General features: G+C 73.3%; 24 protein-coding genes. 10 read left to right on the top strand and 14 right to left on the bottom strand.

The annotated features are described in order from the left end of the window. Positions 1 to 174: 174 nt before the first annotated feature. Entirely contained in the window at positions 175 to 1125 is a 951-nt protein-coding gene (locus H9652_RS17565) for an Acg family FMN-binding oxidoreductase (protein WP_191797796.1), read from the top strand. Between the two features lie 6 nt (positions 1126 to 1131). Here H9652_RS17565 and H9652_RS17560 read toward each other — a convergent pair whose 3' ends face one another. Next, a complete protein-coding gene (locus H9652_RS17560; protein ID WP_191797794.1) occupies positions 1132 to 3786 on the bottom strand; it encodes a DEAD/DEAH box helicase in 2655 nt (884 codons plus the stop codon). Positions 3787 to 3883: 97 nt separating this feature from the next. Between H9652_RS17560 and H9652_RS17555 the strand changes: the two genes are divergently transcribed. After that, positions 3884 to 4480: a YdeI/OmpD-associated family protein gene (locus H9652_RS17555; RefSeq protein ID WP_191797792.1), complete on the top strand. Its 597-nt coding sequence runs from the start codon at positions 3884 to 3886 to the stop codon at positions 4478 to 4480. Between the two features lie 82 nt (positions 4481 to 4562). Next, on the top strand, positions 4563 to 6014 hold the full coding sequence (locus H9652_RS17550; protein ID WP_191797790.1) for an alanine/glycine:cation symporter family protein: 1452 nt from the start codon (positions 4563 to 4565) through the stop codon (positions 6012 to 6014). Here the strand turns inward: H9652_RS17550 and H9652_RS17545 are convergent. From H9652_RS17545 to H9652_RS17535, 3 genes are read right to left on the bottom strand one after another with little or no spacing between them, the layout of a single operon-like run. Further along, a complete protein-coding gene (locus tag H9652_RS17545; RefSeq protein WP_318244250.1) occupies positions 5993 to 6889 on the bottom strand; it encodes an endo alpha-1,4 polygalactosaminidase in 897 nt (298 codons plus the stop codon). The two genes, H9652_RS17550 and H9652_RS17545, sit on opposite strands and share 22 nt — an antisense overlap. Before the next feature lie 53 nt (positions 6890 to 6942). Then, positions 6943 to 7752 (bottom strand): aminoglycoside 3'-phosphotransferase, encoded by an 810-nt coding sequence (locus H9652_RS17540; protein WP_191797788.1) that lies wholly within the window; start codon positions 7750 to 7752, stop codon positions 6943 to 6945. A 46-nt stretch (positions 7753 to 7798) separates the two neighbouring features. Then, positions 7799 to 8758, bottom strand: coding sequence for a 3-methyladenine DNA glycosylase (locus tag H9652_RS17535; RefSeq protein ID WP_225228418.1), 960 nt, complete (start codon positions 8756 to 8758; stop codon positions 7799 to 7801). Positions 8759 to 8957: 199 nt separating this feature from the next. Here H9652_RS17535 and H9652_RS17530 point away from each other — a divergent pair, with 199 nt between their 5' ends. Then, the gene (locus tag H9652_RS17530; protein WP_191797786.1) at positions 8958 to 9914 is read left to right on the top strand and encodes a hypothetical protein; all 957 of its coding nucleotides are present in this window, start codon (positions 8958 to 8960) and stop codon (positions 9912 to 9914) included. 19 nt (positions 9915 to 9933) lie between these two features. Here H9652_RS17530 and H9652_RS17525 read toward each other — a convergent pair whose 3' ends face one another. Then, positions 9934 to 10317, bottom strand: coding sequence for a DUF1622 domain-containing protein (locus H9652_RS17525; RefSeq protein ID WP_191797784.1), 384 nt, complete (start codon positions 10315 to 10317; stop codon positions 9934 to 9936). A gap of 93 nt (positions 10318 to 10410) precedes the next feature. Then, complete coding sequence (gene map / locus H9652_RS17520) at positions 10411 to 11187, bottom strand: type I methionyl aminopeptidase (protein WP_191797782.1); 777 nt, start codon at positions 11185 to 11187, stop codon at positions 10411 to 10413. Positions 11188 to 11253: 66 nt separating this feature from the next. Here map and H9652_RS17515 point away from each other — a divergent pair, with 66 nt between their 5' ends. Further along, entirely contained in the window at positions 11254 to 11547 is a 294-nt protein-coding gene (locus H9652_RS17515; RefSeq protein ID WP_191797780.1) for a helix-turn-helix transcriptional regulator, read from the top strand. A 12-nt stretch (positions 11548 to 11559) separates the two neighbouring features. Here H9652_RS17515 and H9652_RS17510 read toward each other — a convergent pair whose 3' ends face one another. The 6 genes from H9652_RS17510 to H9652_RS17485 form a co-directional block, all read right to left on the bottom strand. Continuing rightward, positions 11560 to 11940: an MmcQ/YjbR family DNA-binding protein gene (locus tag H9652_RS17510; protein ID WP_191797778.1), complete on the bottom strand. Its 381-nt coding sequence runs from the start codon at positions 11938 to 11940 to the stop codon at positions 11560 to 11562. Between the two features lie 69 nt (positions 11941 to 12009). After that, positions 12010 to 12387, bottom strand: coding sequence for a fluoride efflux transporter CrcB (crcB, locus tag H9652_RS17505; protein WP_191797776.1), 378 nt, complete (start codon positions 12385 to 12387; stop codon positions 12010 to 12012). Then, complete coding sequence (locus H9652_RS17500; protein ID WP_191797774.1) at positions 12384 to 12833, bottom strand: fluoride efflux transporter FluC; 450 nt, start codon at positions 12831 to 12833, stop codon at positions 12384 to 12386. Before H9652_RS17500 ends, crcB begins: the two co-directional genes overlap by 4 nt. Beyond that, the gene (locus H9652_RS17495; RefSeq protein WP_191797772.1) at positions 12833 to 13333 is read right to left on the bottom strand and encodes a universal stress protein; all 501 of its coding nucleotides are present in this window, start codon (positions 13331 to 13333) and stop codon (positions 12833 to 12835) included. Before H9652_RS17495 ends, H9652_RS17500 begins: the two co-directional genes overlap by 1 nt. A 41-nt stretch (positions 13334 to 13374) precedes the next feature. Next, the gene (locus H9652_RS17490; protein WP_191797770.1) at positions 13375 to 14382 is read right to left on the bottom strand and encodes an aldo/keto reductase; all 1008 of its coding nucleotides are present in this window, start codon (positions 14380 to 14382) and stop codon (positions 13375 to 13377) included. Continuing rightward, positions 14379 to 15701, bottom strand: a complete 1323-nt coding sequence (locus tag H9652_RS17485) for a heparan-alpha-glucosaminide N-acetyltransferase domain-containing protein (protein WP_318244249.1) — start codon at positions 15699 to 15701, stop codon at positions 14379 to 14381. Before H9652_RS17485 ends, H9652_RS17490 begins: the two co-directional genes overlap by 4 nt. A 237-nt stretch (positions 15702 to 15938) precedes the next feature. Here H9652_RS17485 and H9652_RS17480 point away from each other — a divergent pair, with 237 nt between their 5' ends. Together H9652_RS17480 and H9652_RS17475 are read left to right on the top strand one after the other, a co-directional pair. After that, positions 15939 to 16748, top strand: coding sequence for a methyltransferase domain-containing protein (locus H9652_RS17480; protein ID WP_225228420.1), 810 nt, complete (start codon positions 15939 to 15941; stop codon positions 16746 to 16748). A 98-nt stretch (positions 16749 to 16846) separates the two neighbouring features. Further along, complete coding sequence (locus H9652_RS17475) at positions 16847 to 17629, top strand: fumarylacetoacetate hydrolase family protein (RefSeq protein ID WP_030150808.1); 783 nt, start codon at positions 16847 to 16849, stop codon at positions 17627 to 17629. A gap of 4 nt (positions 17630 to 17633) precedes the next feature. Here the strand turns inward: H9652_RS17475 and glsA are convergent, their stop codons facing one another. Beyond that, complete coding sequence (gene glsA, locus H9652_RS17470) at positions 17634 to 19055, bottom strand: glutaminase A (RefSeq protein ID WP_191797764.1); 1422 nt, start codon at positions 19053 to 19055, stop codon at positions 17634 to 17636. 150 nt (positions 19056 to 19205) lie between these two features. Between glsA and gltX the strand changes: the two genes are divergently transcribed. Further along, complete coding sequence (gltX, locus tag H9652_RS17465; protein ID WP_191797762.1) at positions 19206 to 20705, top strand: glutamate--tRNA ligase; 1500 nt, start codon at positions 19206 to 19208, stop codon at positions 20703 to 20705. Further along, the gene (locus tag H9652_RS17460) at positions 20702 to 21523 is read left to right on the top strand and encodes an HAD family hydrolase (RefSeq protein ID WP_318244248.1); all 822 of its coding nucleotides are present in this window, start codon (positions 20702 to 20704) and stop codon (positions 21521 to 21523) included. The genes gltX and H9652_RS17460 overlap by 4 nt, the downstream gene beginning before the upstream one ends. A 56-nt stretch (positions 21524 to 21579) precedes the next feature. Here the strand turns inward: H9652_RS17460 and H9652_RS17455 are convergent, their stop codons facing one another. Beyond that, complete coding sequence (locus H9652_RS17455) at positions 21580 to 22560, bottom strand: LysR family transcriptional regulator (protein ID WP_191797760.1); 981 nt, start codon at positions 22558 to 22560, stop codon at positions 21580 to 21582. 69 nt (positions 22561 to 22629) lie between these two features. Between H9652_RS17455 and H9652_RS17450 the strand changes: the two genes are divergently transcribed. Continuing rightward, on the top strand, positions 22630 to 23061 hold the full coding sequence (locus H9652_RS17450; protein ID WP_191797758.1) for a YeiH family protein: 432 nt from the start codon (positions 22630 to 22632) through the stop codon (positions 23059 to 23061). Positions 23062 to 23154 lie beyond the last annotated feature (93 nt).

Raw genomic sequence — 23154 nt, 5'->3', positions numbered from 1 at the left:
CCCCCCCCCCCACGGGTCTCGCCTTCTGGTCGCCCAGGCCTGTGACCTGCACCTCGGCCCCGCCGGGACCTTTGGCACTGGCCGACCCGGGCACCTCCTGGGACGCTCGGAGTGGCAGAGGTGACCGCCGGCAGGGGATGCGTCAGGGGCGCATCGGAAGCAGGGAGAACGCACATGAGCATCGACGACCCCAGAATCGAACGGATCCTCGCGGCCGCGTCCCGCGCTCCCAGCGTGCACAACACTCAGCCGTGGTCCGTCCACGTGCACGGCACGACGCTCGACGTGCGCGCCGACGACTCGCGCCGCCTGACCCACGCCGACCCCGCGGGCCGGGAGATGTTCGTCAGCTGCGGAGCGTTCCTCGCGAACCTGCGCATCGCGGCCCGCCGCGAGTCCTTCCGTCCGGTGCTCTCGCTCGTCCCGGACGACGGCGATCCTGCGCTCGTCGCGCGCGTCGACCTGGTGCCGGGCGTCCTGCCCGACGCCGACGAGCTCGACCTCGCGGTCGCGATCGAACGGCGCTCGACGTCCCGCGTGCCGTTCGAGGATCAGCCGCTCGACGCCGACGTCGTCGACGACCTGGACGAGGCGGCGGCCTCGGAGGGTGCGCGCCTCGTGAGCCTCGCACCGCAGGCCCCCGAGCGGACCGTCCTGCTGGACCTCGTCCGGCGGGCCGAGGAGGAGGCCGGGCGGGACCACACCGGTCGCGTCGAGCAGGCGCGCTGGATCACGAACGATCCCGACCGCCCCGACGGGATCCCCGTCTCTGCGCTCGGCCCCGCGAGCGACGACGCCCTGGCGCCCGTGCGCCACTTCGGCGGGGACACCACGAGCGACCGGGCGGCGTTCGAGCACCGCTCGACGCTCGCCGTCCTCACGACCCCGGGTGACACCGTGCGCGACTGGCTCGTGGCCGGCCAGGCGCTCGAACGTGTCCTGCTGACCGCGACGACCTACTTCGTGCACGCCTCGTTCGCGACCACCGTCCTCGAGAACCCCGCCACGCGCGCCGAGCTCGCCACGGCGCTCGACGCGGGCGTCCCGCAGATGGTCATGCGGCTGGGCTACAGCCCGACGTCTCCCCGCACGCCCCGCCGCCCGGCCGACGACGTGCTCCGGTAGGCCGCGTCAGATCGTCCCGACCGCCACGACGCTCAGCACCACGGCGCCGGCCTCGTCGCTCGCCGCGAGGTCGACGACGGCGCTGATCGCCCAGTCGTGGTCGCCGGCCGGGTCGTCGAGCACCTGGCGGACGAACCACGTGCCCGGCTCGACGCGCTCGCCGTCGGGCCGCACGCCGTTCTCGACGATCTGCACGAGGGCCGACGACCGGGCCGCTGCGTCCACGCCGATCGCGTCGTTGCCGTGCAGCTCGAACATCGGGTCGAGGGCGTCGGCCCACGCGTCGCCGTCCCAGCCGCTCGCCTTGTCGAGGGCCTCGAGCGCGTCGTAGTTCTCCCGCGCCGCGAGCTCGACCCGGCGGAACAGGGCGTTGCGGACCAGGACGCGGAACGAGCGCGGGTTGCCCGTGACGGGACGGGCGGGGGCCTCGGCCCCCGTTCCGGACAGCGGGCCGTCGCCGATCTCGTCGTCCGCGTCGTCGTCGACGGGGTTGGCCAGCCGCTCCCACTCGTCGAGCAGCGACGAGTCGGTGCCGCGCACCAGCTCGCCCAGCCACTCCGTGATGTCCTGGACCTCCTCGGTGCGGTGCTCCTCGGAGACGGTCTGGCGCATCGAGCGGTATGCGTCCGCGAGGTAGCGCAGCACGACGCCCTCGGTGCGGTCCAGGCCGTACACCGAGACGAACTCGGCGAACGTCATGGCCCGCTCGCCCATGTCGCGCACGACCGACTTGGGCGAGAGCTCGGCGTCCGAGACCCACGGGTTCGAGTGCTTGTACGTCACGAACGCGGGCTCGAGCAGGTCCGCGAGGGGCTTGGGCCACGTGATGGTCTCGAGCAGCGCCATGCGCTCCTCGTACTCGTACCCCTCGGCCTTCATGGCCGCGACGGCCTCGCCGCGGGCCCGGTGCTGCTGCGCGACGAGCACCTGGCGCGGGTCGGACAGCGTCGCCTCCAGGACCGAGACGACGTCGAGCGCGTGCGTGGGGGACTCGACGTCGAGCAGGTCGAGCGCCGCGAGCGCGAAGGGCGACAACGGCTGGTTGAGCGCGAACTCGCGCGGCAGGTCGACCGTGAGGCGCACGGTGGGGCGCTGCCCGCTCGGGTACGTCGGGTCGGGCACGCGCACGCGCTCGACGATGCCCGCGACGCGCAACGAGCGGTAGATGCGGAACACCTGGCGCACGTGGCGCTCGCGCTGGGCGTCGGTGTCGTGGTTCGCCGTGAGCAGGTGCTTCATGGCTCGCACCGGGTCCTCGCCCTTGTCACCCCGCGCGAGCACGTTGAGCACCATGGCGTGGTTGACCGTGAAGTGGCTGGTCAGGGCCTCGGGGTCGGCGTCGCGCAGGCGCTCGAACGTCGCGTCGGTCCAGTTGACCGCACCGGCAGGGGCCTTCTTGCGGACGATCTTCTTGAGCTTCTTGGGGTCGTCCCCGGCCTTGGCCAGCAGCTTGCGGTTCTCGATCACGTGCTCGGGGGCCATGACGAGGACCTCGCCGAGCGTGTCGTAGCCGGCCCGGCCCGCGCGGCCCGCGATCTGGTGGAACTCGCGCGCCGTGAGGTGACGCATGCGCTCGCCGTCGAACTTCACGAGGCTCGTCATGAGGACCGTGCGGATGGGGACGTTGATGCCCACGCCCAGGGTGTCGGTGCCGCACACGACCTTGAGCAGCCCGGCCTGGGTCAGGCGCTCGACCACGCGACGGTACTTGGGCAGCATGCCCGCGTGGTGCACGCCCACGCCGTGGCGCAGGAACTTGCTGAGCGTCCTGCCGAACCCCGAGGTGAAGCGGAAGTCGCCCAGCTCGGCCGCGATCGCGTCCTTCTCCGAACGGCTCGCGACGTTGATGCTCAGCAGGGCCTGGGCACGGTCGACCGCGTCCTTCTGCGTGAAGTGCACGACGTACACCGGCGCCCGGTGCGTCGTGACGAGCTCCTCGATGACCTCGCCCAGCGGCTCGACGACGTAGCTGAACGTCAGCGGCACGGGGCGCTCGGCGCTCGTGACCTCCGCGACGGGACGTCCCGTGCGGGACTCGAGGTCCTCGGTGAACGTCGAGGTGTCGCCCAGCGTCGCGGACATCAGCACGAACTGCGCCTGCGGCAGCTCGAGCAGCGGGACCTGCCACGCCCAGCCGCGCTGCGGGTCCGCGTAGTAGTGGAACTCGTCCATGACGACCTGCGCGACGTCCGCGTCCGCACCGTCGCGCAGCGCGATGTTCGCGAGGATCTCCGCGGTGCAGCAGATGATGGGAGCTGTCGGGTTGACCGACGAGTCGCCCGTCATCATGCCGACGTTCGCGGACCCGAACACCGCGACGAGCGCGAAGAACTTCTCGCTCACGAGCGCCTTGAGCGGGGCCGTGTAGTAGCTGCGGCCGGGGACTCCCGCGTGGTGCGCGGCGAGGGCCGCGTAGTGCGCGCCGACCGCCACGAGCGACTTCCCCGAGCCCGTGGGCGTGGCGAGGATGACGTGCGCGCCCGAGAAGATCTCGATGACGGCCTCGTCCTGGTGGGCGTAGAGGTCGATCCCCGTCTCGGTGGCCCACTCGGTGAACCCTTCGTAGAGGGCGTCAGGGTCCGGGGTGCCCGAGCCGTCCGGTGCCGGCAGGTGACGGACCAGGCCGGGCTCGGGACGGGTGGTGGGGGTCGTGGTGCTCATCGTGGCCATTGTCGCAGAGGCCTTGTCCCCCGGGGGATCGCGGGCCTCCCGTGCCCTCGCCGCGCGCGCCCGCGGCTGCCCGTGGAAGTGTGTGCGCATGGTGACCGACCGGCGCGCGGACGCGCCCCGCTTCCACCCCGAGACCGCGGCAGAATGGCGTGCGTGGCTCGCCGAGCACCACGACGACGAGGTGCCGGGGGTCTGGGTCGTGCAGTGGCGGCGGGCGAGCGGCCGTGACCCGATCGACTACGACGCGCTCATCGAGGAGGCGCTGAGCTTCGGGTGGATCGACGGGACGGTGCAGACGATCGACGACGAGCGCTCCATGATGTGGCTCACACGGCGGCGGCCGGGGAGCCGCTGGACACGCCTGAGCAAGGAGAGGGTCGCCCGCGCCGAGGCCGACGGCAGGATGACCGACGCGGGTCGCGCGGTCGTCGACGCCGCAAGGGCGGACGGCTCGTGGACGAGGTACGACGACGCCGAGGCGCTCGTCGTCCCCGACGACCTGGCCTCGGCATTCGCCGCCGCACCGCCCGCTCGTGAGTGCTGGGACGGCTTCCCGCCGGGCGTGCGGCGACTGATCCTCGGCTGGATCGCGGAGGCCCGGCGGCCGCAGACGCGAGCGACCCGGATCGCCGAGACGGCCGAGAAGGCACAGCGCGGGGAGCGCGCGCACTCCCAGCCCCGCTGAGAGGCCGTCGCGACAACGACCACCGCGAGAGGTTAGCGTCCCTCCGGACGGCTGCCCCGCCGTCGGGCTGGAGGAATGAAGCATGGACGTCTTGCAAGAGGCGCTGATCGACCCGTTGAGCAACGCCCTGTACTCGTACGTCCTGATCTACGTCCTCATCGGCGCAGGCATCTACTTCACGGTCCGCACGCGCGCCGTCCAGGTGCGGCTGTTCGGGCTCATGTTCCGGCTCGTGGGCGGCTCGACCGGCTCGGCCGAGGGTGGCATCTCGTCGTTCCAGGCCTTCTGCGTGGGGCTCGCGTCCCGCGTGGGGACGGGCAACATCGCGGGCGTCGCGATCGCGCTGACGCTCGGCGGCCCGGGGGCCATCTTCTGGATGTGGTGCGTCGCGCTCATCGGGATGGCCACGGCGTTCGTCGAGGCGACGCTCGGCCAGATCTTCAAGGTCCGCGCCGACGACGGCTCCTACCGCGGCGGCCCCGCCTACTACATCCAGCGCGGCCTGGGCTCGCGCCGGTGGGGCATCGTGTTCGCGATCCTGCTGATCTTCGCGTTCGGGTTCGCGTTCAACATGGTGCAGGCCAACACGATCAGCGAGGCGCTCGACAACGGCCACGCGGTCTCGCCCGGCTGGACCGCGGTGCTCCTCATGATCCTCGCGGCCCCCGTGCTGTTCGGCGGCGTCAAGCGCGTCGCGAAGGTCGCGGGGATCGTGCTGCCGGTCATGGCCGGCGTCTACGTCCTGCTCGCGGCGACCATCATCCTCATGAACCTCGGCGCCGTGCCGGGCGTGGTCCGGCAGATCGTCGAGGGCGCGTTCGGGCTCGACCAGGCCGTCGCCGGCACCGCAGGCGGCATCCTCGCGGCGCTGCTCAACGGGGTCAAGCGCGGACTGTTCTCGAACGAGGCGGGCATGGGCAGCGCCCCGAACGCCGCCGCGACCGCGACGGTCTCGCACCCCGCCAAGCAGGGGCTCATCCAGTCGCTCGGGGTGTTCGTCGACACGATCGTGGTCTGCTCGGCGACGGCCTTCATCATCCTCATGGCCGGTCCCGAGGTCTTCGACCCGGGGACGACGACCGACGCGGCCGGCGCCTCGCTCACGCAGGAGGCCGTCGCGGCCCAGCTCGGGTCGTGGACCGTGTGGCCCATGACGATCCTCGTGTTCGTCTTCGCGTTCTCCTCGGTGCTCGGCAACTACTCGTACGCCGAGGTCAACCTGACGTTCCTCGGCATCCGTGCCAAGGCGCTCACGGCGCTGCGCACGCTCGTGCTCGCCGCGATCGGCATCGGGTCGCTCATCGAGCTCGAGGCGGTGTGGGCGGTCGCGGACGTCGCGATGGCGCTCATGGCCCTCGTGAACCTCGTCGCGATCACGTTGCTCGGCCGGTGGGCGTTCGGTGCGCTCAAGGACTTCGAGCGGGTCCGCAAGGACGGGACCGACGCCCGGTTCGTGGGGACCGGGAACCCGGACCTGCCCGGCGACGTGCCGGGTGACGTGTGGGCACCGGTTCAGCAGGACGCGAAGGCGTAGCCCGGGTCGCGCGGCCGGGCGAGGTCGCGGTCGCGGCCCACGACCGACGCCCCGCGAGCGCATGCTGAGGCGAGGCGCTCCGCGAGGGCGGGCCCGTCGTCGTACTCGATCTCCAGGACGCGCGTCCCGTAGGCCGCGGCGTAGTCGCTGCACTCGTCGTGGACCGCGCAGTCCTCGGTGACCACGAAGTCGAACCCGAGCGCCGGGCCGCGACCGCCCAGCTCGACCGTGTTCTTCTGCCCGATCGCCAGGCCCCGCGCGTGGGCGCGTTCGATCAGCAGCGCGGCCAGCGCGAGGTTGTCGTCCCTCGTGAGCGCGCCGTCCGAGCGGGTGAACGAGTCCAGGTTGTCGGGCTCGACCGCGTCGAAGCCCGCGTCCGCGCACGCGTCCACCTGGGCGCCGACGACCTGCGCGATCTCGCGGCGCGCTGCGTCGGTCGAGGTGTCGAGGAGCAGCTCGTCGGGCCAGCCGGGGTCGGCGACGGGTGTACCGCCGTCGTCGTGCAGGACGAGGTCGGGGTGGTCGCGCAGCCAGGTCTCGCTCTCGCCGGGCTGGGTCTGGAACCCGTTGACGTAGCAGACGTCGTAGCCCGCGCCCGCGGGGGAGTCGGTGACGTCGCGCACGACGACCGTGACGCCGTCGGGCGGCGGGTAGGCACCGCCGAGCTGGTAGTCGAGACCGGCCCCGGCGGGCGGGGGTGCGGGCGCCGCGCCGACCTGCCCGACCGCGCCGCTCGTCGAGGCCGACGTCTCACGGTCGCTCGCCCCGGGGGTGGGCGACGGGGCAGGGCCGACGGCGCACCCGGCCAGGAGGACGAGGACCAGGGCCGGCACGAGCGATGCGTGCGCGGACGTGCGGAGGGGGAGCGGGGGCACGGCTCCATGGTCGCACCCTGCCGGGTCGCGCGGCCGAGGGCGGGGGAGCAGTGTCAGCCCAGGTCCCACAGCAGCCGGTAGTAGGTGATGCGCTCGGTATCCGGCTCGATCCCGTAGGCCTCGTACACGATCCCGTCGTAGCCCGGCCCGTAGTTCCACTCGGTGCTCCACGCGGCCACGGCCAGGTCGGCCCAGCGGTCCGCGACGCCGAGCGACCCGAGATCGACGTGCGCCGCGAACGAGCCGTCGGCGGACAGCAGGGTGTTGGGCGCGCACGCGTCGCCGTGGCAGACGACCAACCGGTCCACCGGGGGCGTGAGGTCGAGCAGGGGGCGCGCCTCGGCGACCGTGAGCCGCGAGTGCTCGGGGAACCACTCGGACGGGCCCTCGCCGGCGGCGATGCGCTCGTCGGCACGCACGACGCGCTGCTCGACGCTCCACGTGAACGGGCAGTCCTCGACCGGCAGGGCGTCGTGCAGGACGCGCAGCCCGCGGCCGATCGCCGCCGCGGCGGTGGCCGGTTCGGCGATCCAGCGCGGGTCGACGGCCGAGGCCGCGTCGATCGCCTCGGTCACGAGCCAGGCGCCGAACTCGTCCTGCCCGGCGTCGAGCACGCGCGGCACGGCCGTGAACCGCGACGCCCACGCCAGCCGCTCGGCCTCGGCGAGCAGGTCGATCTCCGGGGTCCCGGCCGCGACCCACTTGACGTAGCGGTCGGCGCCCCAGCGGAACGTGAGGCCGCCAAGACTGTTCTCCCACACGGCGACCAGGTCCCCGCCTCCGGCGGAGTCGACGAGCGAGCGGACGGCGGGCGGCACAGGAACGGGACGAGTGGGGATCTCTGCGAGGGGCGGACGCGACATGCCCCGATCCTGCCAGTCTGCTGAGCTTCTCGTGGCCGGGGCCCGATCAGCCCAGCAGGCGCTCGCAGACCTCGAGCAGCCGCGCGCGCAGCACGCCCGAGCGCTCTGCGAACCCGCGCTGGAGCCGCACGTACTCGGCCTTGCCCGCAGGGGTCTCGATCGCGACGGGGGCCTCGCCGTACGACGACACGTCGTAAGGGCTGGCCCGCATGTCGACCCAGCGGATGTCGCGTGCGAGCTCGAACGCGTCGAGCACGAGCCCGCTCGGTACCGCGGGGCTGAGCTTCACGGCCCACTTGTAGAGGTCCATGTTGGCGTGCAGGCAGCCGGGCTGCTCGAGCGCGGGCTGCGTCTCACGCGTGGGCTGCAGCCGGTTGAGGCTCACGGCTTCCGGGGTGAAGAAGCGGAACGCGTCGAAGTGCGAGCAGCGCACGGGGTGCGTCGCCACGACCTCGTCGGTGCCGCGGGCCCCGAGCCGCAGCGGCAGCGGGTGGCGGTGGTCGCGCCCCTGGGCGTGGTCGCGGTAGACCATGGCCCACTCGTGCAGCCCGAAGCACCCGAGCGTCGCGGGCCGGGAGGCCGTGGCCGCGAGCAGGTCGCGGGCGTAGCGCACGGTGTCGCCCCGGTCGGCGAGGAACGCGTCGATGTCGAGCGTCACCCCGCCGCCCGGGCCGGTCCTGTACCACCGCCAGGCGGCGCGCTCGGCGAGGAGGGGCGCGACGTCGTCGGGCCGGGTGGCGTCCGCGGGCGCGAGGACGACGCCCGCGCCCGGGTGCCACCGCCGCAGCTGGGCGGGGCGCGTGGGGTAGTAGGTGAAGAGGAAGTCCTCGACAGCGTGCTTCTCTCCACGGGTCTTGCGCTCGCGCCAGCCGGCGGTCAGTGCGTCGGCGCGCTCTGCGTGCGCCGCGGCGAGGGGGAGCCACTCGTCGTCGGCGAGAGGGTCCGGCCCGACGGCGGTGCGCGCCGTCGCGGGGCGCGCCCGGTGGGGTGCAGGGAGCGTGGGCATGCTTCCAGGGTAGGTGTCGGCCGGAGCGGAGCGGTCGTGGGGCGCGTGCGCGTCCCCGGCGTTTTCACCCGAACGTCCCCTCCGCGCCATCTCCACACATGGAACACTTGTACCGGAGTGCGCCCCGAGCGTGCGCGCCTCCCTTCTCCGCACACCCAGGCGACGCCGTGCCGCGCCCGACCAGAAGACGAGCAGCCGAATGACGTACCCCCCTCCCGGACCCGCAGAGCCGACCCCGCCGTCGCTCGGCCATCCCGGAGCGCCGCAGCCCTCGCCCTACCAGCAGCCCGGATACCCCGGACAGCCCGGATACCCCGGACTGCCCGCGGCCTGGGGACCGGAGCAGGGCGGCTACCCGCCCTACGGAGCCGTCCCGCCCAGGAAGACCAACGTGCTGGCGATCACAGGCCTCGTCCTCGCGCTCGTCGGGCTCGTGCTCTGCCTGATCCCGTTCGTCAACTTCTTCGCAGCGGTCCTGGCGCTCGCCGGGCTCGTCCTGGGCATCGTCGGGCTCGTCAAGGCGGGGACCCTCGGCAACGGCAAGGGCATGTCGATCGCCGCGATCATCATCTCGGTGGTCGCAGGGATCGGTGTCGTCGTCTCCCAGATCTTCTTCGTCGCTGCGCTCGAGGAGCTCTCCTCGAGCCTCGGGTCGACGAGCATCTCGAGCTCGGCCCCCGAGGAGCCCGCCGTCGGCGAGATCCCCGCGGACGGGACCGGCTCGGACTCCCAGGGCGCCGGGGACGGCGCGGCGGGCGCCCCGTCGCCGGCCCTCGCCTTCGGTGACGTCGCGGTCTACGAGGACGGTCTCGAGGTCGGCGTGAGCGCCCCGGCTGCCTTCACGCCCAGCGACACGGCTGCCGGTGACGAGGGCTTCACGCAGTTCGTGCGCCTCGACGTCACCCTGACGAACGGCACCGCGGAGACGTTCGACCCGACGTTCGCCTACGTCTCGGTCTCCTCGGGCGGCGCGGAGGGGTCCCAGGTCTTCGACGCGGCGCAGGAGATCAGCAGCACCCCCAGCACGTCCGTCCTCCCGGGGCAGTCCGTGACGTTCCCCGTGGTCTTCGGGGTCACGGATCCCGCCGACCTGACGATGGAGGTCAACGTGGGGGCGTGGGAGTACGACGCCGTGATCTTCTCGACGACGAGCTGACGCCCGCCACCGGCGGAGCCTACGGGCGCGTGGGCTCCGCCGCGGCGTCCCCGGCGGGCGCGGGGTCCTGCTCGGGGGACTGCTGCCAGGGCCACCGACCCGTGATCTCGAGCTCGAGCGAGAAGCTGAGGAACGTCCGGATGAGGACGATCGCGGCGAGCACCGCGACGCTCTCGAGCGTCGGCGTGATCGCGACGGTACGGATGATGTCGGCAGCGACCAGGAGCTCGAGCCCGAGGAGGATCGAGCGGCCGAGCCGCCGCCGGAACAGGCGGTAGACGTTGCCCTCCCGGCGTCGGGTCAGGGACAGGAACGCCGCGTACAGGGCGCCGACCACGATCGCGGCGACCCCCGCCGCGTCGACCACCTTGCCGACGACCTCGATCACCTCGGCGAACGTCATGAGCCGAGCGTAGGCCGGAACGACCGCGCGGGCCGGACGAGACGAGGCGGCGGCCGTCGAGTCAGGCGGGCCGGCCTGCGTGCGCCGGCGACCTCACGAGGGCCTCGGCAGGGTGAGGATCTCGGCCCCGTCGTCCGTGATCGCGATCGTGTGCTCGCTGTGCGCCGTCCGGCAGCCCGTCGCGCTCCGGAGCGTCCATCCGTCGGCATCGGTGACGAGCTCGGCGGTGTCCTGCATGACCCAGGGTTCCAGGGCGAGCAGCAGCCCGGGTCGCAGCCTGTATCCCCGGCCCGGGCGTCCGGTGTTCGAGACGTGGGGGTCCTGGTGCATGGTCGAGCCGATGCCGTGCCCCCCGAACTCGGTGTTGATCGGGTATCCGGCGTCGCCGAGGACCGTGCCGATGGCGTGGGAGAGGTCGCCGACCCGGGCGCCGGGTCGAGCGGCTGCGATGCCCGCCGCCAGGGCGCGTTCGGTCACCTCGATCATGGCGACGCTCTCCGGGGGCCGCGCGTCACCCACGACGAAGCTGATGGCGGCGTCCGCCGCGACGCCTCCCAGGGAGACGGCGAGGTCGAGCGTCAGCAGGTCGCCGTCAGCAAGGGCGTAGTCGTGCGGCCGTCCGTGCAGCACGGCGTCGTTGACGGCCGTGCAGATGTGGTGGCCGAACGGCCCGCGCCCGAACGACGGCGCGTAGTCGACGTAGCAGGACAGTGCGCCGGCCTCGACGATCAGCTCCTTCGCCCACCGGTCGATGTCCAGGAGGTTCGTCCCGACGGTGCTGCGGTCCTTGAGCGTGTGCAGGACACGAGCGACCAGGGCTCCCGTCTCTCGTGCTCGGGTCAGCTCGGTGGGGTTCAGTATCTCGATCATGTGGTGTCTTCCTCGCGTTTCCAATAACTATACCGGCCATGTTATCCCGGTACTATAATCGGATCCATGGTCAGGTTGCCGCTCACTCCCGCCGAGGTCGAGCGCGGACAGCGCCTCGGCGCGCTCCTGCGCCGGGCCAGAGGGGATCGCTCGATGCTCGAGGTCGCACTCGCTGCGCGCGTCTCGCCCGAGACCCTCCGGAAGATCGAGACGGGCAGGGTCGCCACCCCTGCTTTCCCGACCGTCGCCGCGATCGCAGACGTTCTCGGCCTCTCGCTCGACGCGGTCTGGGCCGAGGTCACGCAGCCCGAGAACGATCGTCGCGTCGGCCAGGACGTGCGGGAGCGGTTGGCCTCCTAGGCGGCGACGTCCCTACTCGGTCGCGTCGAGGAACGCCTGCGCGAGGCGCTGGGGCGCCCGCGCGAGCCACGCGTCCTCGAGGAGCTCCTCGAGCTCGGGGACTGCGACGCGGTCGAGCCGCGCGAGCACGATCGGGTAGCCCGCGAAGTGGGCGGTGGTGAAGAAGGTGCTCGGCTCGTCACCCACGAGCGCGAGCTTCTCGCCCTCGTCGGCGACGTAGAACCCGAGGGGCGGGGTGTCCGGTGCCAGGTCGCCCAGCTCGTCCAGGTCCCGACGGCGCAGCGGACGTTCCCAGGCGAAGTTCCGTCCGTGCACGGCCCACTCGTGCGGGCGGTGCTCGGCAGTGTCCGGCAGCACCGCCGCGATCCGCCCGACGTCCTCCCACGTGGCCATGCTCCCGACGCTACGCCTCGCCGTGGGTGCTGTCATGGCCCCCGCCCGGGCGCGGGCGATGACCGACGCTCAGAGGGACGACCCCCAGCGGTACCCCGCGAACGCCAGCGCGACGCACGCCACGAGCACCCCGATCGAGTACGCGAACGCCGTGCCGTACCGCTTCTGGCGGACCAGCTGGACGGTCTCGTAGCTCGCGGTGCTGAACGTCGTGTAGCCGCCCAGGAAGCCCGTGCCGATCACCGCGGCCACGTCGGTCGGTGCGAGCCTGGCCACGACCAGGCCCGTGAGGACGCCCAGCGCGAGCGAGCCGGACAGGTTGATGATCGTCGTCGGCCACGGGAAGGCCGTGCGGACCTTCGAGCGCACGACGCCGTCGAGGACGAAGCGCGTCCCGGCACCCAGGCCACCGGCGACGGCGACGGCGAGGAAGAGGGCGAGCGTCACCGGCGCACGCCCCCGTCGACGGGACGGTCGGACGCCGGGAGCCTCGAGCCCGCGACGATCCCGAGCACCGTCGCCACGGTCCCGACGACCAGCGTGGCGGCGACGTAGATCATCGCGACGTCGGTGCGCGCGGCGTCGAGGAGCAGCGCCGTGCCGGTCGCCAGGGTGCTGTACGTCGTGAACCCGCCGCAGAACCCCGTCCCGAGAAGAAGCCTCAGCCGCCCGGCGCGCGGCTCGCCGGGGGAGCGGCGGGTGAGGGACTCGTAGAGGAGGCCGAGGACGAAGGCACCGACGACGTTGACCAGCAGGATCGCGACGGGCAGCCCGTCGACGTCCGGCACGGCCAGCACGACGGCCTCACGACCCGCGGCGCCGAGCGCCCCACCGACGACGACGAGCCCGATCGCGGCCGGGCGCAGGTGGTTCGGCCGCTCGCGCGCGGGCATCAGGAGGGGCTCCCGGCGGGCACGGGCTCGGTGCCCGGGGGGACCGCCGGGACGACCACGACCGGACGGTGCTGGCGGTGCGCGAGATGGATCGCCACGGACCGGTTGAAGAGGTCGTGGGCCCCGCGGCCCGGCCCGTGGGTCCCCACGACGATCAGCTCCGCGTCGACCGTCCGTGCGAGCCGGGCCAGAGCGTCCGCCGGGTCCCCGGCGAGCAGCCGGGTGCTCCAACGGACGCCGACCGCGTCCAGGGCCGACGCGAGACGCTCGGCGAGCTCCGGGTCGAGCTCGTCGTCGTGCGTGTCGTGGAAGTCCGGGTCGATCGGTGCGGACGTCACGTGACCGTCGGCGCTCTCCGAGACCACGAACCGTGCGGGGTTCACCGTCGCGCAGATCAGCTCGGCGCCGAGGCGCGCCGCGAGCCCGGACGCGGTGCGCAGGACCTCCTCGGGCTGCCCACGAACGACTCCCAGGACGACCGGTCGTGGGTTCTCTCCCATGGGCCCAGCCTACCGACGCCCCCAGGCTCCGCGGCGGTGGGCTAGAACGGTGCGACCTTGCGCGCCGGCGGGAAGATCGCGTCGAGCGCGGCGAGGTCCTCGGCCGTCGGGACCCAGGAGCCCGCCGCGGCGTTCTGGCGGACCTGCTCGGGCCGGGTGGCGCCGGCGATGACGCTCGACACCTGCGGCTGGGCCAGCAGCCACCCGAACGCGACCTCGACCTCGGTCACGCCGCGCTCGCGCGCGAACGTGTGGAGCGCCTTCAGTGCCTGCCAGGGCGCGGACTCCAGCAGGTGCGGCTTGGAGTGGACCAGGCGGCCGTCGTCGGGCCCCGTGCCGTCCGCGTACTTGCCCGTCAGGAGGCCGTTCGCGAGCGGGAAGAACGGCAGCACGCCCAGCCCGTAGGCCTTCGCCGCGGGCAGGACCTCGAGCTCGGCCTCGCGGTCGATCAGGTTGTACTGGTTCTGCGCCGACACGAACCGAACGGTACCGGTCAGGCGCGCCTGGTACTCGGCGTCGGCGATCTGCCAGCCCGCGCGGTTCGAGTGCCCCACGTAGCGGACCTTGCCCGCGCGGACCAGGTCGTCGAGCGCGGACAGCGTCTCCTCGACCGGCGTGCGCCTGTCCGGGGTGTGGAACTGGTAGAGGTCGATCCAGTCCGTCCCGAGGCGCCGCAACGACGCCTCGACCGCCTTGACGACGTACCGCCGCGAGCCGCGCGCCCGGAAGTCCTCGCCGTTCGCGCCGTGCATGGGCATGCCGAACTTCGTGGCGACCACGACGTCGTCGCGGCGCGAGCCCAGCGCCTTGCCCAGCAGCTCCTCGCTCAGGCCGGGCTGCGCGCCGTAGACGTCCGCGACGTCGAAGAACGTGATGCCCGCGTCGAGCGCTGCGTCGACCAGCGCGCGGGAACCCTCGAGGGACTCGGTCGCGGTGCGCGGGCGCCCCAGGTTGTTGCAGCCCAGGCCGATCGCGGACACCGCGAGTCCGGACGAACCCAGGCGACGGACCTCGGGGCGGGCAGGGGCGTCGGGTGAAGAAGTCGTCATGCGCCCGACTGTACGTCCCCGCTGGAGGTGGGCGGCGCCGTCGGGACGACGTCTCGCCGGGTGGGCGACGCGCCGTCCGGCGCGACGCCCGAGGAGACCGACGCCGCTCGCCCCGCGACCCAGCCCATGAACCTCTCGAGCGGGCCGCGCCCGAACGACCACCGCCACACCGTCGCGAGCACCAGGCTCGCCACGACGAGCACCAGCAGCTCGCCGTTCCCCGTGCCCGCCATGAGCGGCTCCTCCCAGACCCGGATCGCGACGATCTGCAGGCAGTAGACGGTCAGCGCCATGGACCCCACGGCCGCGAGCGGGGCGAGGACGCGCAGGACCGGGCGGCGGCTGCCGAGCAGCAGGCACAGGCCCAGGACCGCGAGCGCGAACCCGCCCGAGCCCAGCACCTCGAGCGTCGTGTCGGTGTGCGGCCCGGCGAGCCACAGGTAGTCCGACGTCGGCAGCGGGGCCGTCCACGGCAGCGGCTCGGGCTGGTACAGGCCCGAGGCGTCCACGGCCGACTGCTGGATGAGCGCGGCCCGCCCCGACCCCGCGAGGACCTGGGTCAGCGTCGTGCCCGTGAACAGCGCGGACAGCAGGTACGCACCCAGCGCAGCGGCCGCGCCGCCGCCCAGGAGCCGCACCTGGAGACGCTGCGACGACAGGTCGAGCCGCCCCACCCCGAGCCCCACGAGCACGTACGCCATCCACACGAGCGCCGGGTAGTGCCCCGTGAGCAGGAAGTCCGTGAGCGCCCCCGACCCGTCCACGGGCAGCGTGAGCTCGGCCCGCAGCAGGACCTCGGGCAGCCAGTGCACGAGGACCGGACCCACGACCGCGATCACGAGCGCGAGGCCGAACAGCCGCCGCGGAGCCCACCGCAGGAACGGCAGCGCGAGCACGAAGTACGCCGCGTAGAAGCCCAGGATCAGCGCGACCGGGGTGCCGAGAAGGTCGAGCAGGCCCGCGAGGGCGAGCAGCAGCACGGCCCGCACCAGGATGCGCGTGCGTGCCTGGAGCGCCGGGACGCCCGACAGGGGAGCGCGGCGCCCCGAGACGAGCGCGAGCGAGACCCCCGCGATCACCGCGAACAGGATCGAGGACCGGCCGTGCACGAGCGAGAGCCAGCCGTCGCCCGTCGAGAAGTCGTCCGACGTCACGCCGACGTGCGCGGCGAACATGCCGAGGATCGCGAGCCCCCGGGCCAGGTCGACGCCGGGTACCCGTTCGCCCGCAGGCAGCAGCAGGGCGGCGTGCCGACGCCAGAACCCGCCCGACGACGTCGCGTGGGCAGGGCGGGCAGGGGCGGCCGGGACAGTGGTCACGCAGCGATTCTCCCGGGTGGTCGCCCGCCCCGGCCGCGCGGCGCGCGCGACGCGCCGGGCCGCACCCCGACCCTTCCCCGCCCATGATGTGAGAACAGGGCTGTGGGAAGGGTGGAAGCGTTCTACCGTGCAAGCATGACCCACACCCCCACGCCGGACCAGGACGTCACCGCCGACGCCACGCCCGACGCCCATGCGCCCGACGCCCCCACCGGGGCCCTGGGCAGCACACCCAGCATGGAGTCCGAGTCGTACACCCACGGCCACCACGAGTCCGTCCTGCGCTCGCACCGCTGGCGCACCGCGGAGAACTCCGCGGGCTTCCTCCTGCCCCACCTTCGCAGCGACCACCAGGTCCTCGACGTCGGCTGCGGGCCCGCGACCCTCACGGTCGACCTGGCCCGCCACGTGCCCGGCGGCACAGTGATCGGCGTCGACGCCTCGGCCGCCGTCCTCGAGAGCGCGCGCGAGCTCGCCGCCGGCTCCGGGCTGAGCAACGTCTCGTTCCAGCAGGCCAACGCCTACGAGCTGCCCTTCGCCGACGACACGTTCGACGTCGTGTTCGCGCACCAGCTCCTCCAGCACCTGTCCGACCCGCTCGCCGCGCTGCGCGAGATGAAGCGCGTCGCCAAGCCCGGCGGCATCGTCGCCGTGCGCGACGCCGACTACGCCGCCATGACCTGGTACCCCGAGTCCGCGGGCCTCACCGAGTGGAACGAGCTCTACCACGAGGTCACGCACGCCTACGGCTACCAGGCCGACGCCGGTCGTCGCCTCCTCGCCTGGGTCCAGGAAGCGGGCTTCGACCCCGCCCAGATCGTGCCCTCGGCCGGGGTCTGGTGCTACTCGACCCCCGCCGACCGTGCCTGGTGGGGCGGGCTCTGGGCCGAACGCTGCATCGCGTCCAACTTCGCCGTCCAGGCCAAGGAGTCGGCGCTCGCGGACGACGTCGCCCTCGAACAGCTCGCGCAGGAGTGGCTGCGCTGGGCCGAGGAGCCCGCCGGATGGTTCGCCGTCCTCAACGGCGAGGTGCTCGCCCGGGCGTAGCGCCGCCGTCGGGCTGCACGTCAGCCCGGCACGACTCGCGACGAGGCCGCGCCCCCCGCCCAGGGGGCCGCGGCCTCGCGCGTCGGTAGGCTGGGCCCGTGCGCATCGCCAGATTCACCACCGGAGAAGACCCCCGCTACGCCCTCGTGCAGGAGGAGGCGGGCAAGACCTACCTCGCCGTCCTCAACGGCGATCCCCTCTACATGCCCGTCCTGCCGACGGGCGAGCGCATCGAGCTCGGGGACGGCGTCCGCCTCCTCGCGCCCGTGATCCCGCGCTCCAAGGTCGTCGCGGTCGGCCGCAACTACGCGGCCCACGCGGCCGAGATGGGCAACGACGTGCCGACGACGCCGCTCATCTTCTTCAAGCCCAACACCTCGGTCGTGGGCCCGGACGACCCCATCGTGCTGCCCGACTTCACCGAGGAGGTCAGCTACGAGGCCGAGCTCGCGGTCGTGATCGGGCGCATCGCGAAGGACGTGCGTCCCGAGGACGCGGCGTCCTACATCCTCGGGTACACCGTGGCCAACGACGTGACCGCCCGTGACGCCCAGCGCACCGACGGCCAGTGGGCCCGCGCCAAGGGCTTCGACTCCGCGTGCCCGCTGGGCCCGTGGATCGACACCGACCTCGACGTCGACGACCTCGCGGTGACCTCGCGCGTCAACGGCGAGACCCGTCAGGACGGTCGCACGCGCGACATGATCTTCGACGTCCCGTACCTGGTGTCCTACATCTCCGAGGCGTTCACGCTGCTGCCCGGTGACGTCATCCTCACGGGCACACCGGCCGGCGTCGGGCGCATCGACGCGGGCGACCGCGTCGAGTGCGAGGTCGAGGGGCTCGGAGTGCTCGCGAACCCGGTCGTCCGGCGGGGCTGACGACTCAGGTGCCTCGGGCCGCCTCCAGGAGGCGGTCCTCGCACCAGCGCTGCGCGTTCTCGAACGTCGTGAACTCGTGGTCGACGCCCGCGAGCAGGCGACGCTCGAACGGGTCGACCACGACCACGTGCACCCCCTGGGCGCGCAACCGTGCCACGAGGGCGCGCAGGAGCTGCGCACCGAGCGTGACCACGCGGGACGTGCGGTGCAGGTCGAGGATGAGCCACCGTTCGCCGCCCGGCAGCGGGGAGGGCAGGTCGTCGACCGAGCGCAGGATCGTCTCTGCGGCCGCGAACTCGACCGTGCCCTGGACCGCGCGCACCGAGATGGCCGCGCCCAGCTCCCGCAGCCGCAGGAGCTGGGCGGGCGTGCGGTGCGCGAGGTGGCGCAGGCGGTCCGCCCGTGTCGAGCGGTAGAGCGTGGGCAGGTCGCGGTCCGGGCGGTGCATGAGGTGCAGGTCGAACTGCCGGGAGATCTCCTGCGCCGCCGCGACCGAGCGCACGCTGTTCCCGCGCGCGTCGAGCGGCGGGCTGAACAGGCCCAGGCCGAACTGGCCCACGCCCACCGACACCAGCCCGCCCGAGACGCCGCTCTTGGCGGGCAGCCCCGCGCGCAGGAGCCACTCGCCCGCGTAGTCGTACATGCCGCTCGTCGCCATGACCGCGAGCACCCACTCGGTCACGACCTCGTCGACCACGCGCTCGCCCGTGACCGGGTTGACGCCGCCGTTCGCGAGCGTCGCCGACATGCGGGCGAGGTCGCGCGCGCTGACGAGGACCGAGCACTGGCGGAAGTACGTGTCGAGCGTGCCCTCGACGTCCGCGGTCAGGGCCCCCGTGCTGTGCATGAGGTAGGCGATCGCGCGGTTGCGGTCGCCCGTCTCCGACTCGCTCACGTAGACCCGGCCGTCGACCTCGAGCGGGCGCCCCGCGAACGCGCCGAGCACGCGCAGGATGCGCGCGAACCGCTCCTCCTCGGTGTCCCCGCGCACGAGCGACGTCGTGACGATCGCGCCCGCGTTGACCATGGGGTTCGGTGGCCGCCCCGTGACGGGGTCGAGGCGGATCGAGCTGAAGCCCTCGCCGCTGGGCTCGGCGCCGACGTGCGCGAGCACCTCGGGCAGCCCCCGGTCCATGAGCGCCAGGGCGAACACGAAAGGCTTCGACAGGGACTGGATGGTGAAGGGGACGTCGGCGTCGCCCGCGGTGTAGATGCTGCCCGTGACCCCGGCCAGGGCGACGCCGAACAACGAGCGGTCGGCCGTCGCGAGCTCGGGGATGTAGGTCGCGACCGTGCCCTCGTCGAGACCGCGGAACGCCTCGTGGACGCCGGCGAGCGCGTCCGCGATGAGGCCGCTCGCACCGGTGCCGGCCGGGTGGTCGGAGGTGTCGGTCGCGATGGTCGGGGAGTGATCGGAACCTGCCATGTACGCGATTGTGCGCCTCGCGCCGGTCCTGTGCCCGGCGGGCGGACGGCATCGTGCCAGGCCGGCGCCCGGCCTCGTGCCGGCGGGCTGCCGAGCGGGCGCGGAGCCGGCGCACGGCCCGCACGACCGGGCGGCGATAGGCTGTGGGACGTGATCCCTGCACCTGGTTCCTCGCCCGTCCGCGTCCGCTTCTGCCCGTCGCCCACGGGGACGCCGCACGTCGGCCTCATCCGCACGGCCCTGTTCAACTGGGCGTACGCCCGGCACGTGGGCGGGACGTTCGTCTTCCGCATCGAGGACACGGACGCCGCGCGCGACTCCGAGGAGAGCTACCAGCAGCTCCTCGAGGCGCTGCGCTGGCTCGGCATGGACTGGGACGAGGGCGTCGAGGTCGGCGGCCCGCACGAGCCCTACCGCCAGTCACAGCGTGGGGACCTCTACCAGGACGTCGTCCGCCGCCTCGTCGAGGGCGGGTACGCGTACGAGTCGTTCTCGACGCCCGAGGAGATCGAGGCGCGCAACGTCGCAGCCGGTCGCCCCAAGGCCATGGGCTACGACGGGTTCGACCGCACCCTGACGGACGAGCAGAAGGCCGCGTTCCGCGCCGAGGGCCGCGAGCCCGTGCTGCGCATGCGCATGCCCGACACCGACGTGTCGTTCACGGACCTGGTGCGCGGCGAGATCTCGTTCGGTGCGGGCTCGGTCCCGGACTACGTGATCGTGCGCGGCAACGGCCAGCCGCTGTACACGCTCGTCAACCCGGTCGACGACGCGCTCATGGGCATCACGCACGTGCTGCGCGGCGAGGACCTGCTGTCCTCGACGCCGCGCCAGGTCGTGCTGTACCGCGCGCTGCTCGAGCTGGGCGTCGCGCAGGTCATGCCCGAGTTCGGTCACCTGCCGTACGTCATGGGCGAGGGCAACAAGAAGCTCTCCAAGCGTGACCCCGAGTCCAACCTGTTCCTGCACAAGGAGCGCGGCTTCACGCCCGAGGGCCTGCTGAACTACCTCGCGCTGCTGGGCTGGAGCATCTCCGCGGACAACGACATCTTCACGGTCGAGGAGATGGTCGCGGCGTTCGACGTCGCCGACGTCAACCCGAACCCGGCCCGCTTCGACCTGAAGAAGGCCGAGGCGATCAACGCGACGCACCTGCGCATGCTGGCTCCCGAGGACTTCCGCGACCGGCTGGTCCCGTACCTGCACCAGGGCGGGTTCGTCCCGGCGGACTCGTTCGCGGACCTGTCGGCCGAGCACCAGGCGCTCGTCACGGCGGGTGCCCCGCTCGTGCAGGAGCGCATGGTCCTGCTCGGCGAGGCCAAGGGGATGCTGGGCTTCCTGTTCGTGGCCGACGACGCCGTGCCCGTCGAGGACGAGGCGCGCGCCGCGCTGCGCGAGGAGGCGCCGGCCGTGCTCGACGCCGCGATCCGCGTGCTCGACGCCCTGGACGACTTCTCGACCGACCCGGTCCAGGAGGCCCTCAAGGCCGTCCTGGTCGAGGAGATGGGCATCAAGCCGCGCTTCGCGTTCACGCCGCTGCGCGTGGCCGTGACGGGCCGTCGCGTCTCGCCGCCGCTGTTCGAGTCGATGGAGATCCTCGGCAAGGAGTCGACCCTCGCGCGCCTGCGTGCGCTGCGCGCGTCGCTGTGAGCACCCCTGAGGCCACGCTGCCCGACGGCGCCCCTCACCCCGGCGGTGCCGCTCACCCCGGTGGGGGAGCGGCGCCCGGCGCGGTCGACGGCGTCCTGTTCGACGTCGACGACACGCTCGTCGACACCCGCGGAGCGTTCGCGCTCGCGATCGACGCGGTGTGCGCGGTGTACCTGCCGCACCTGCCGGTCGAGCGGTACGGCGAGGTCCTGGCGCTGTGGCGCAGCGACCCGCACGGCTGGTACCGGGCGTACACGCGCGGCGAGCTGACGTTCGACGGGCAGCGCATGCTGCGCGCGAACGAGCTCCAGGAGACGTTCGGCGGTGCGGTCCTCGACGAGGACGGGTACGCAGGCTGGAGGTCGGTCTTCTGGGGCACGTTCGAGGAGGGCTGGCGCGCGCACGACGACGCCGCCCCCGTCCTCAAGCGGCTCGCCGCCGCGGGAGTGCGGGTGGGCGCCCTGTCGAACGCGGCCGTCGAGCTCCAGACGGACAAGCTGTCGCGGTCGGGGCTGTCCGAGGTGCCGATGCTCGTGGGCGTCGACACCCTGGGCTTCGGCAAGCCGGACCCGAGAGTCTTCGTCGAGGCGTGCGCGCGCCTGGGCACCGACCCGGCCCGCACGGTCTACGTGGGCGACGAGCTCGACGTCGACGCCCGCGCGGCCGCCGCGGCCGGGCTGACGGGCGTGTGGATCGACCGGCCGGGGACCCGGCGCGGCGGCCCGGCCGAGGAGGATCCCGAGGCCGCGCGAGCGGCCGGGGTGCACGTCGTGGCGAGCCTCGACGAGGTCGGCGACCTGGTGCTCGACGGCCGCTGACCGCTCGTCGGACGGCGAGGTAGAACGTGCCGCATCGAGGTGGTGCGCGGCGCGTTCTACCTCGCGGTCGCGACCGCCGCGATGCGCCGTGCCGCCGCCGTCAGCTCGGTGCCGTCCTTCCAGATCATGCGCAGCCGCCGGGTCAGGTCCAGGCCGGGCACGTCGACCTGTACGAGCGACCCTCGTGCGAGGTCGTCGGCCACGGTGAGCCGGGACAGCACCGCGACGGCCCCGCCGTACTGCACGGCGGTCTTGAGCGACGCGGTCGACCCCAGGTAGGGCAGGTGCTCCGGTAGCCGAGCGCCCGTCGCGAGCAGCGACTTCTCGAGGGTCTCCCGGGTGCCGGACCCGCGCTCGCGCACCACGAGGCCTCCGCCCAGCAGCTCGTCGACGGTCGCGGTGCGGCGCCTCCGGGACGCCCACGGGTGCGTGGGGGCGACGACGACGAGCAGCTCGTCGCGGGCGAGGGTGCGGCTGCGCAGCCCCCGCCGCATGGTCGAGCTCTCGATGAACCCGAGGTCTGCCTCGTCGGCGAGCACGAGCTCCATGACGGTGCGCGAGTTGCGGACGAGCAGCTCGACGTCGGGGGCCGGGGTCGGGTCCTCCGGGCCGGTCATGCCACCCGCGGCTCTCGGAGCAGCGAGCGTCGCGAGCCATCGGGGCGCGAGGTACTCGGCGATCGTGAGGCTCGCCGCGAGCCGGATGCGGGCCGAGGGGGCCTCGCGGAGTGCCGCGGCCGAGGTCTCGAACCGGTCGGAGGCGTCGATGACCTCACGGGCCCAGGTCGCGGTCGCGCGCCCCGTCTCGGTCAGGCGGGCTCCGCGGGTCGAGCGGGTCACGAGCTCGAGGTCCAGGTGCCTCTCGAGGCGTCGCATGCCGGCCGAGGCGCTGGGCTGCGACACCCCCAGCGCACGGGCGGCCGCGCTGATGGACCCGTGCCGGTCGGTCGCGACGAGCAGCTCGAGCAGGGCCAGCGAGGTGCGTTCGCGGCGCGGGTGAGCGGTGCTCGTGGGGGCTCCCCGGTCGGCCTCGGTCATAGCCTCATCCTATGGCTAGGTCGTGAACCGGGCCTTCTGGTGCGGGTCCGGTCGCGGCACCGTGGAAGCATGACCCCCACGAACGACCTCGCCGCCCGCACCCCGGGCGCGACGCGCGCCCCCGACCGCCCCGCCACGTCCGGCGGCCCGGCCCCGACCGGGAGCCCCGCACCCTGGATCCGGCGCGCCGCCCCCGGGCTCGTCCTCTGCGCCGTCGCGACCCTCGGCGCCTACCTGCTCGCGCAGGTGGTCCCGCTCTCGCCGCTCGTGCTCTCCCTCCTGGTGGGCGCCGCCGTCGGCTCGCTGCTCGGGAGCCTGCGGCGCGCGGGCGGGGCGAGCGCCGCCGTCGGACAGGGAGCCGGGGTCGCGCGGTGGGCCGCGGTGCTCACGTCCCGCACCCAGGAGGGGGCGCGGTGGACCGCGACGCGTGTCCTGCGCGCCGGCGTCGTGCTGCTGGGGCTCCAGCTCTCGCTGCCCGAGGTCCTCGCGCTCGGGTGGTGAGGGCTCGCGGTCGTCAGCGAGGCCCAGCAGCCCGGCGAGCCACGGCAGCACGAAGATCGCGAGCGACCCGAAGATCGTCACGAGCGCGAGCGC

This window comes from Oerskovia rustica, assembly GCF_014836555.1.
Taxonomy (GTDB): Bacteria; Actinomycetota; Actinomycetes; order Actinomycetales; family Cellulomonadaceae; genus Oerskovia; species Oerskovia rustica.
The sequence above is the reverse complement of the archived record's forward strand: the minus strand, read 5'-3'. Positions and strand labels throughout refer to the sequence as shown.

Excerpts from the sequence above, each read along its gene's own strand:
- H9652_RS17565 (WP_191797796.1), top strand. The coding sequence starts at position 175 with ATGAGCATCGACGACCCCAGAATCGAACGGATCCTCGCGGCCGCGTCC.
- H9652_RS17525 (WP_191797784.1), bottom strand. The coding sequence starts at position 10,317 with ATGACGTTCGCCGAGGTGATCGAGGTCGTCGGCAAGGTGGTCGACGCG.
- H9652_RS17500 (WP_191797774.1), bottom strand. The coding sequence starts at position 12,833 with ATGCCCGCGCGCGAGCGGCCGAACCACCTGCGCCCGGCCGCGATCGGG.
- H9652_RS17515 (WP_191797780.1), top strand. The coding sequence starts at position 11,254 with ATGGTCAGGTTGCCGCTCACTCCCGCCGAGGTCGAGCGCGGACAGCGC.
- H9652_RS17455 (WP_191797760.1), bottom strand. The coding sequence starts at position 22,560 with ATGACCGAGGCCGACCGGGGAGCCCCCACGAGCACCGCTCACCCGCGC.
- H9652_RS17480 (WP_225228420.1), top strand. The coding sequence starts at position 15,939 with ATGGAGTCCGAGTCGTACACCCACGGCCACCACGAGTCCGTCCTGCGC.
- H9652_RS17560 (WP_191797794.1), bottom strand. The coding sequence starts at position 3,786 with ATGAGCACCACGACCCCCACCACCCGTCCCGAGCCCGGCCTGGTCCGT.
- H9652_RS17550 (WP_191797790.1), top strand. The coding sequence starts at position 4,563 with ATGGACGTCTTGCAAGAGGCGCTGATCGACCCGTTGAGCAACGCCCTG.
- H9652_RS17450 (WP_191797758.1), top strand. The coding sequence starts at position 22,630 with ATGACCCCCACGAACGACCTCGCCGCCCGCACCCCGGGCGCGACGCGC.
- H9652_RS17555 (WP_191797792.1), top strand. The coding sequence starts at position 3,884 with ATGGTGACCGACCGGCGCGCGGACGCGCCCCGCTTCCACCCCGAGACC.
- glsA (WP_191797764.1), bottom strand. The coding sequence starts at position 19,055 with ATGGCAGGTTCCGATCACTCCCCGACCATCGCGACCGACACCTCCGAC.
- H9652_RS17540 (WP_191797788.1), bottom strand. The coding sequence starts at position 7,752 with ATGTCGCGTCCGCCCCTCGCAGAGATCCCCACTCGTCCCGTTCCTGTG.
- H9652_RS17530 (WP_191797786.1), top strand. The coding sequence starts at position 8,958 with ATGACGTACCCCCCTCCCGGACCCGCAGAGCCGACCCCGCCGTCGCTC.
- H9652_RS17495 (WP_191797772.1), bottom strand. The coding sequence starts at position 13,333 with ATGGGAGAGAACCCACGACCGGTCGTCCTGGGAGTCGTTCGTGGGCAG.
- H9652_RS17510 (WP_191797778.1), bottom strand. The coding sequence starts at position 11,940 with ATGGCCACGTGGGAGGACGTCGGGCGGATCGCGGCGGTGCTGCCGGAC.
- H9652_RS17490 (WP_191797770.1), bottom strand. The coding sequence starts at position 14,382 with ATGACGACTTCTTCACCCGACGCCCCTGCCCGCCCCGAGGTCCGTCGC.
- map (WP_191797782.1), bottom strand. The coding sequence starts at position 11,187 with ATGATCGAGATACTGAACCCCACCGAGCTGACCCGAGCACGAGAGACG.
- H9652_RS17535 (WP_225228418.1), bottom strand. The coding sequence starts at position 8,758 with ATGCCCACGCTCCCTGCACCCCACCGGGCGCGCCCCGCGACGGCGCGC.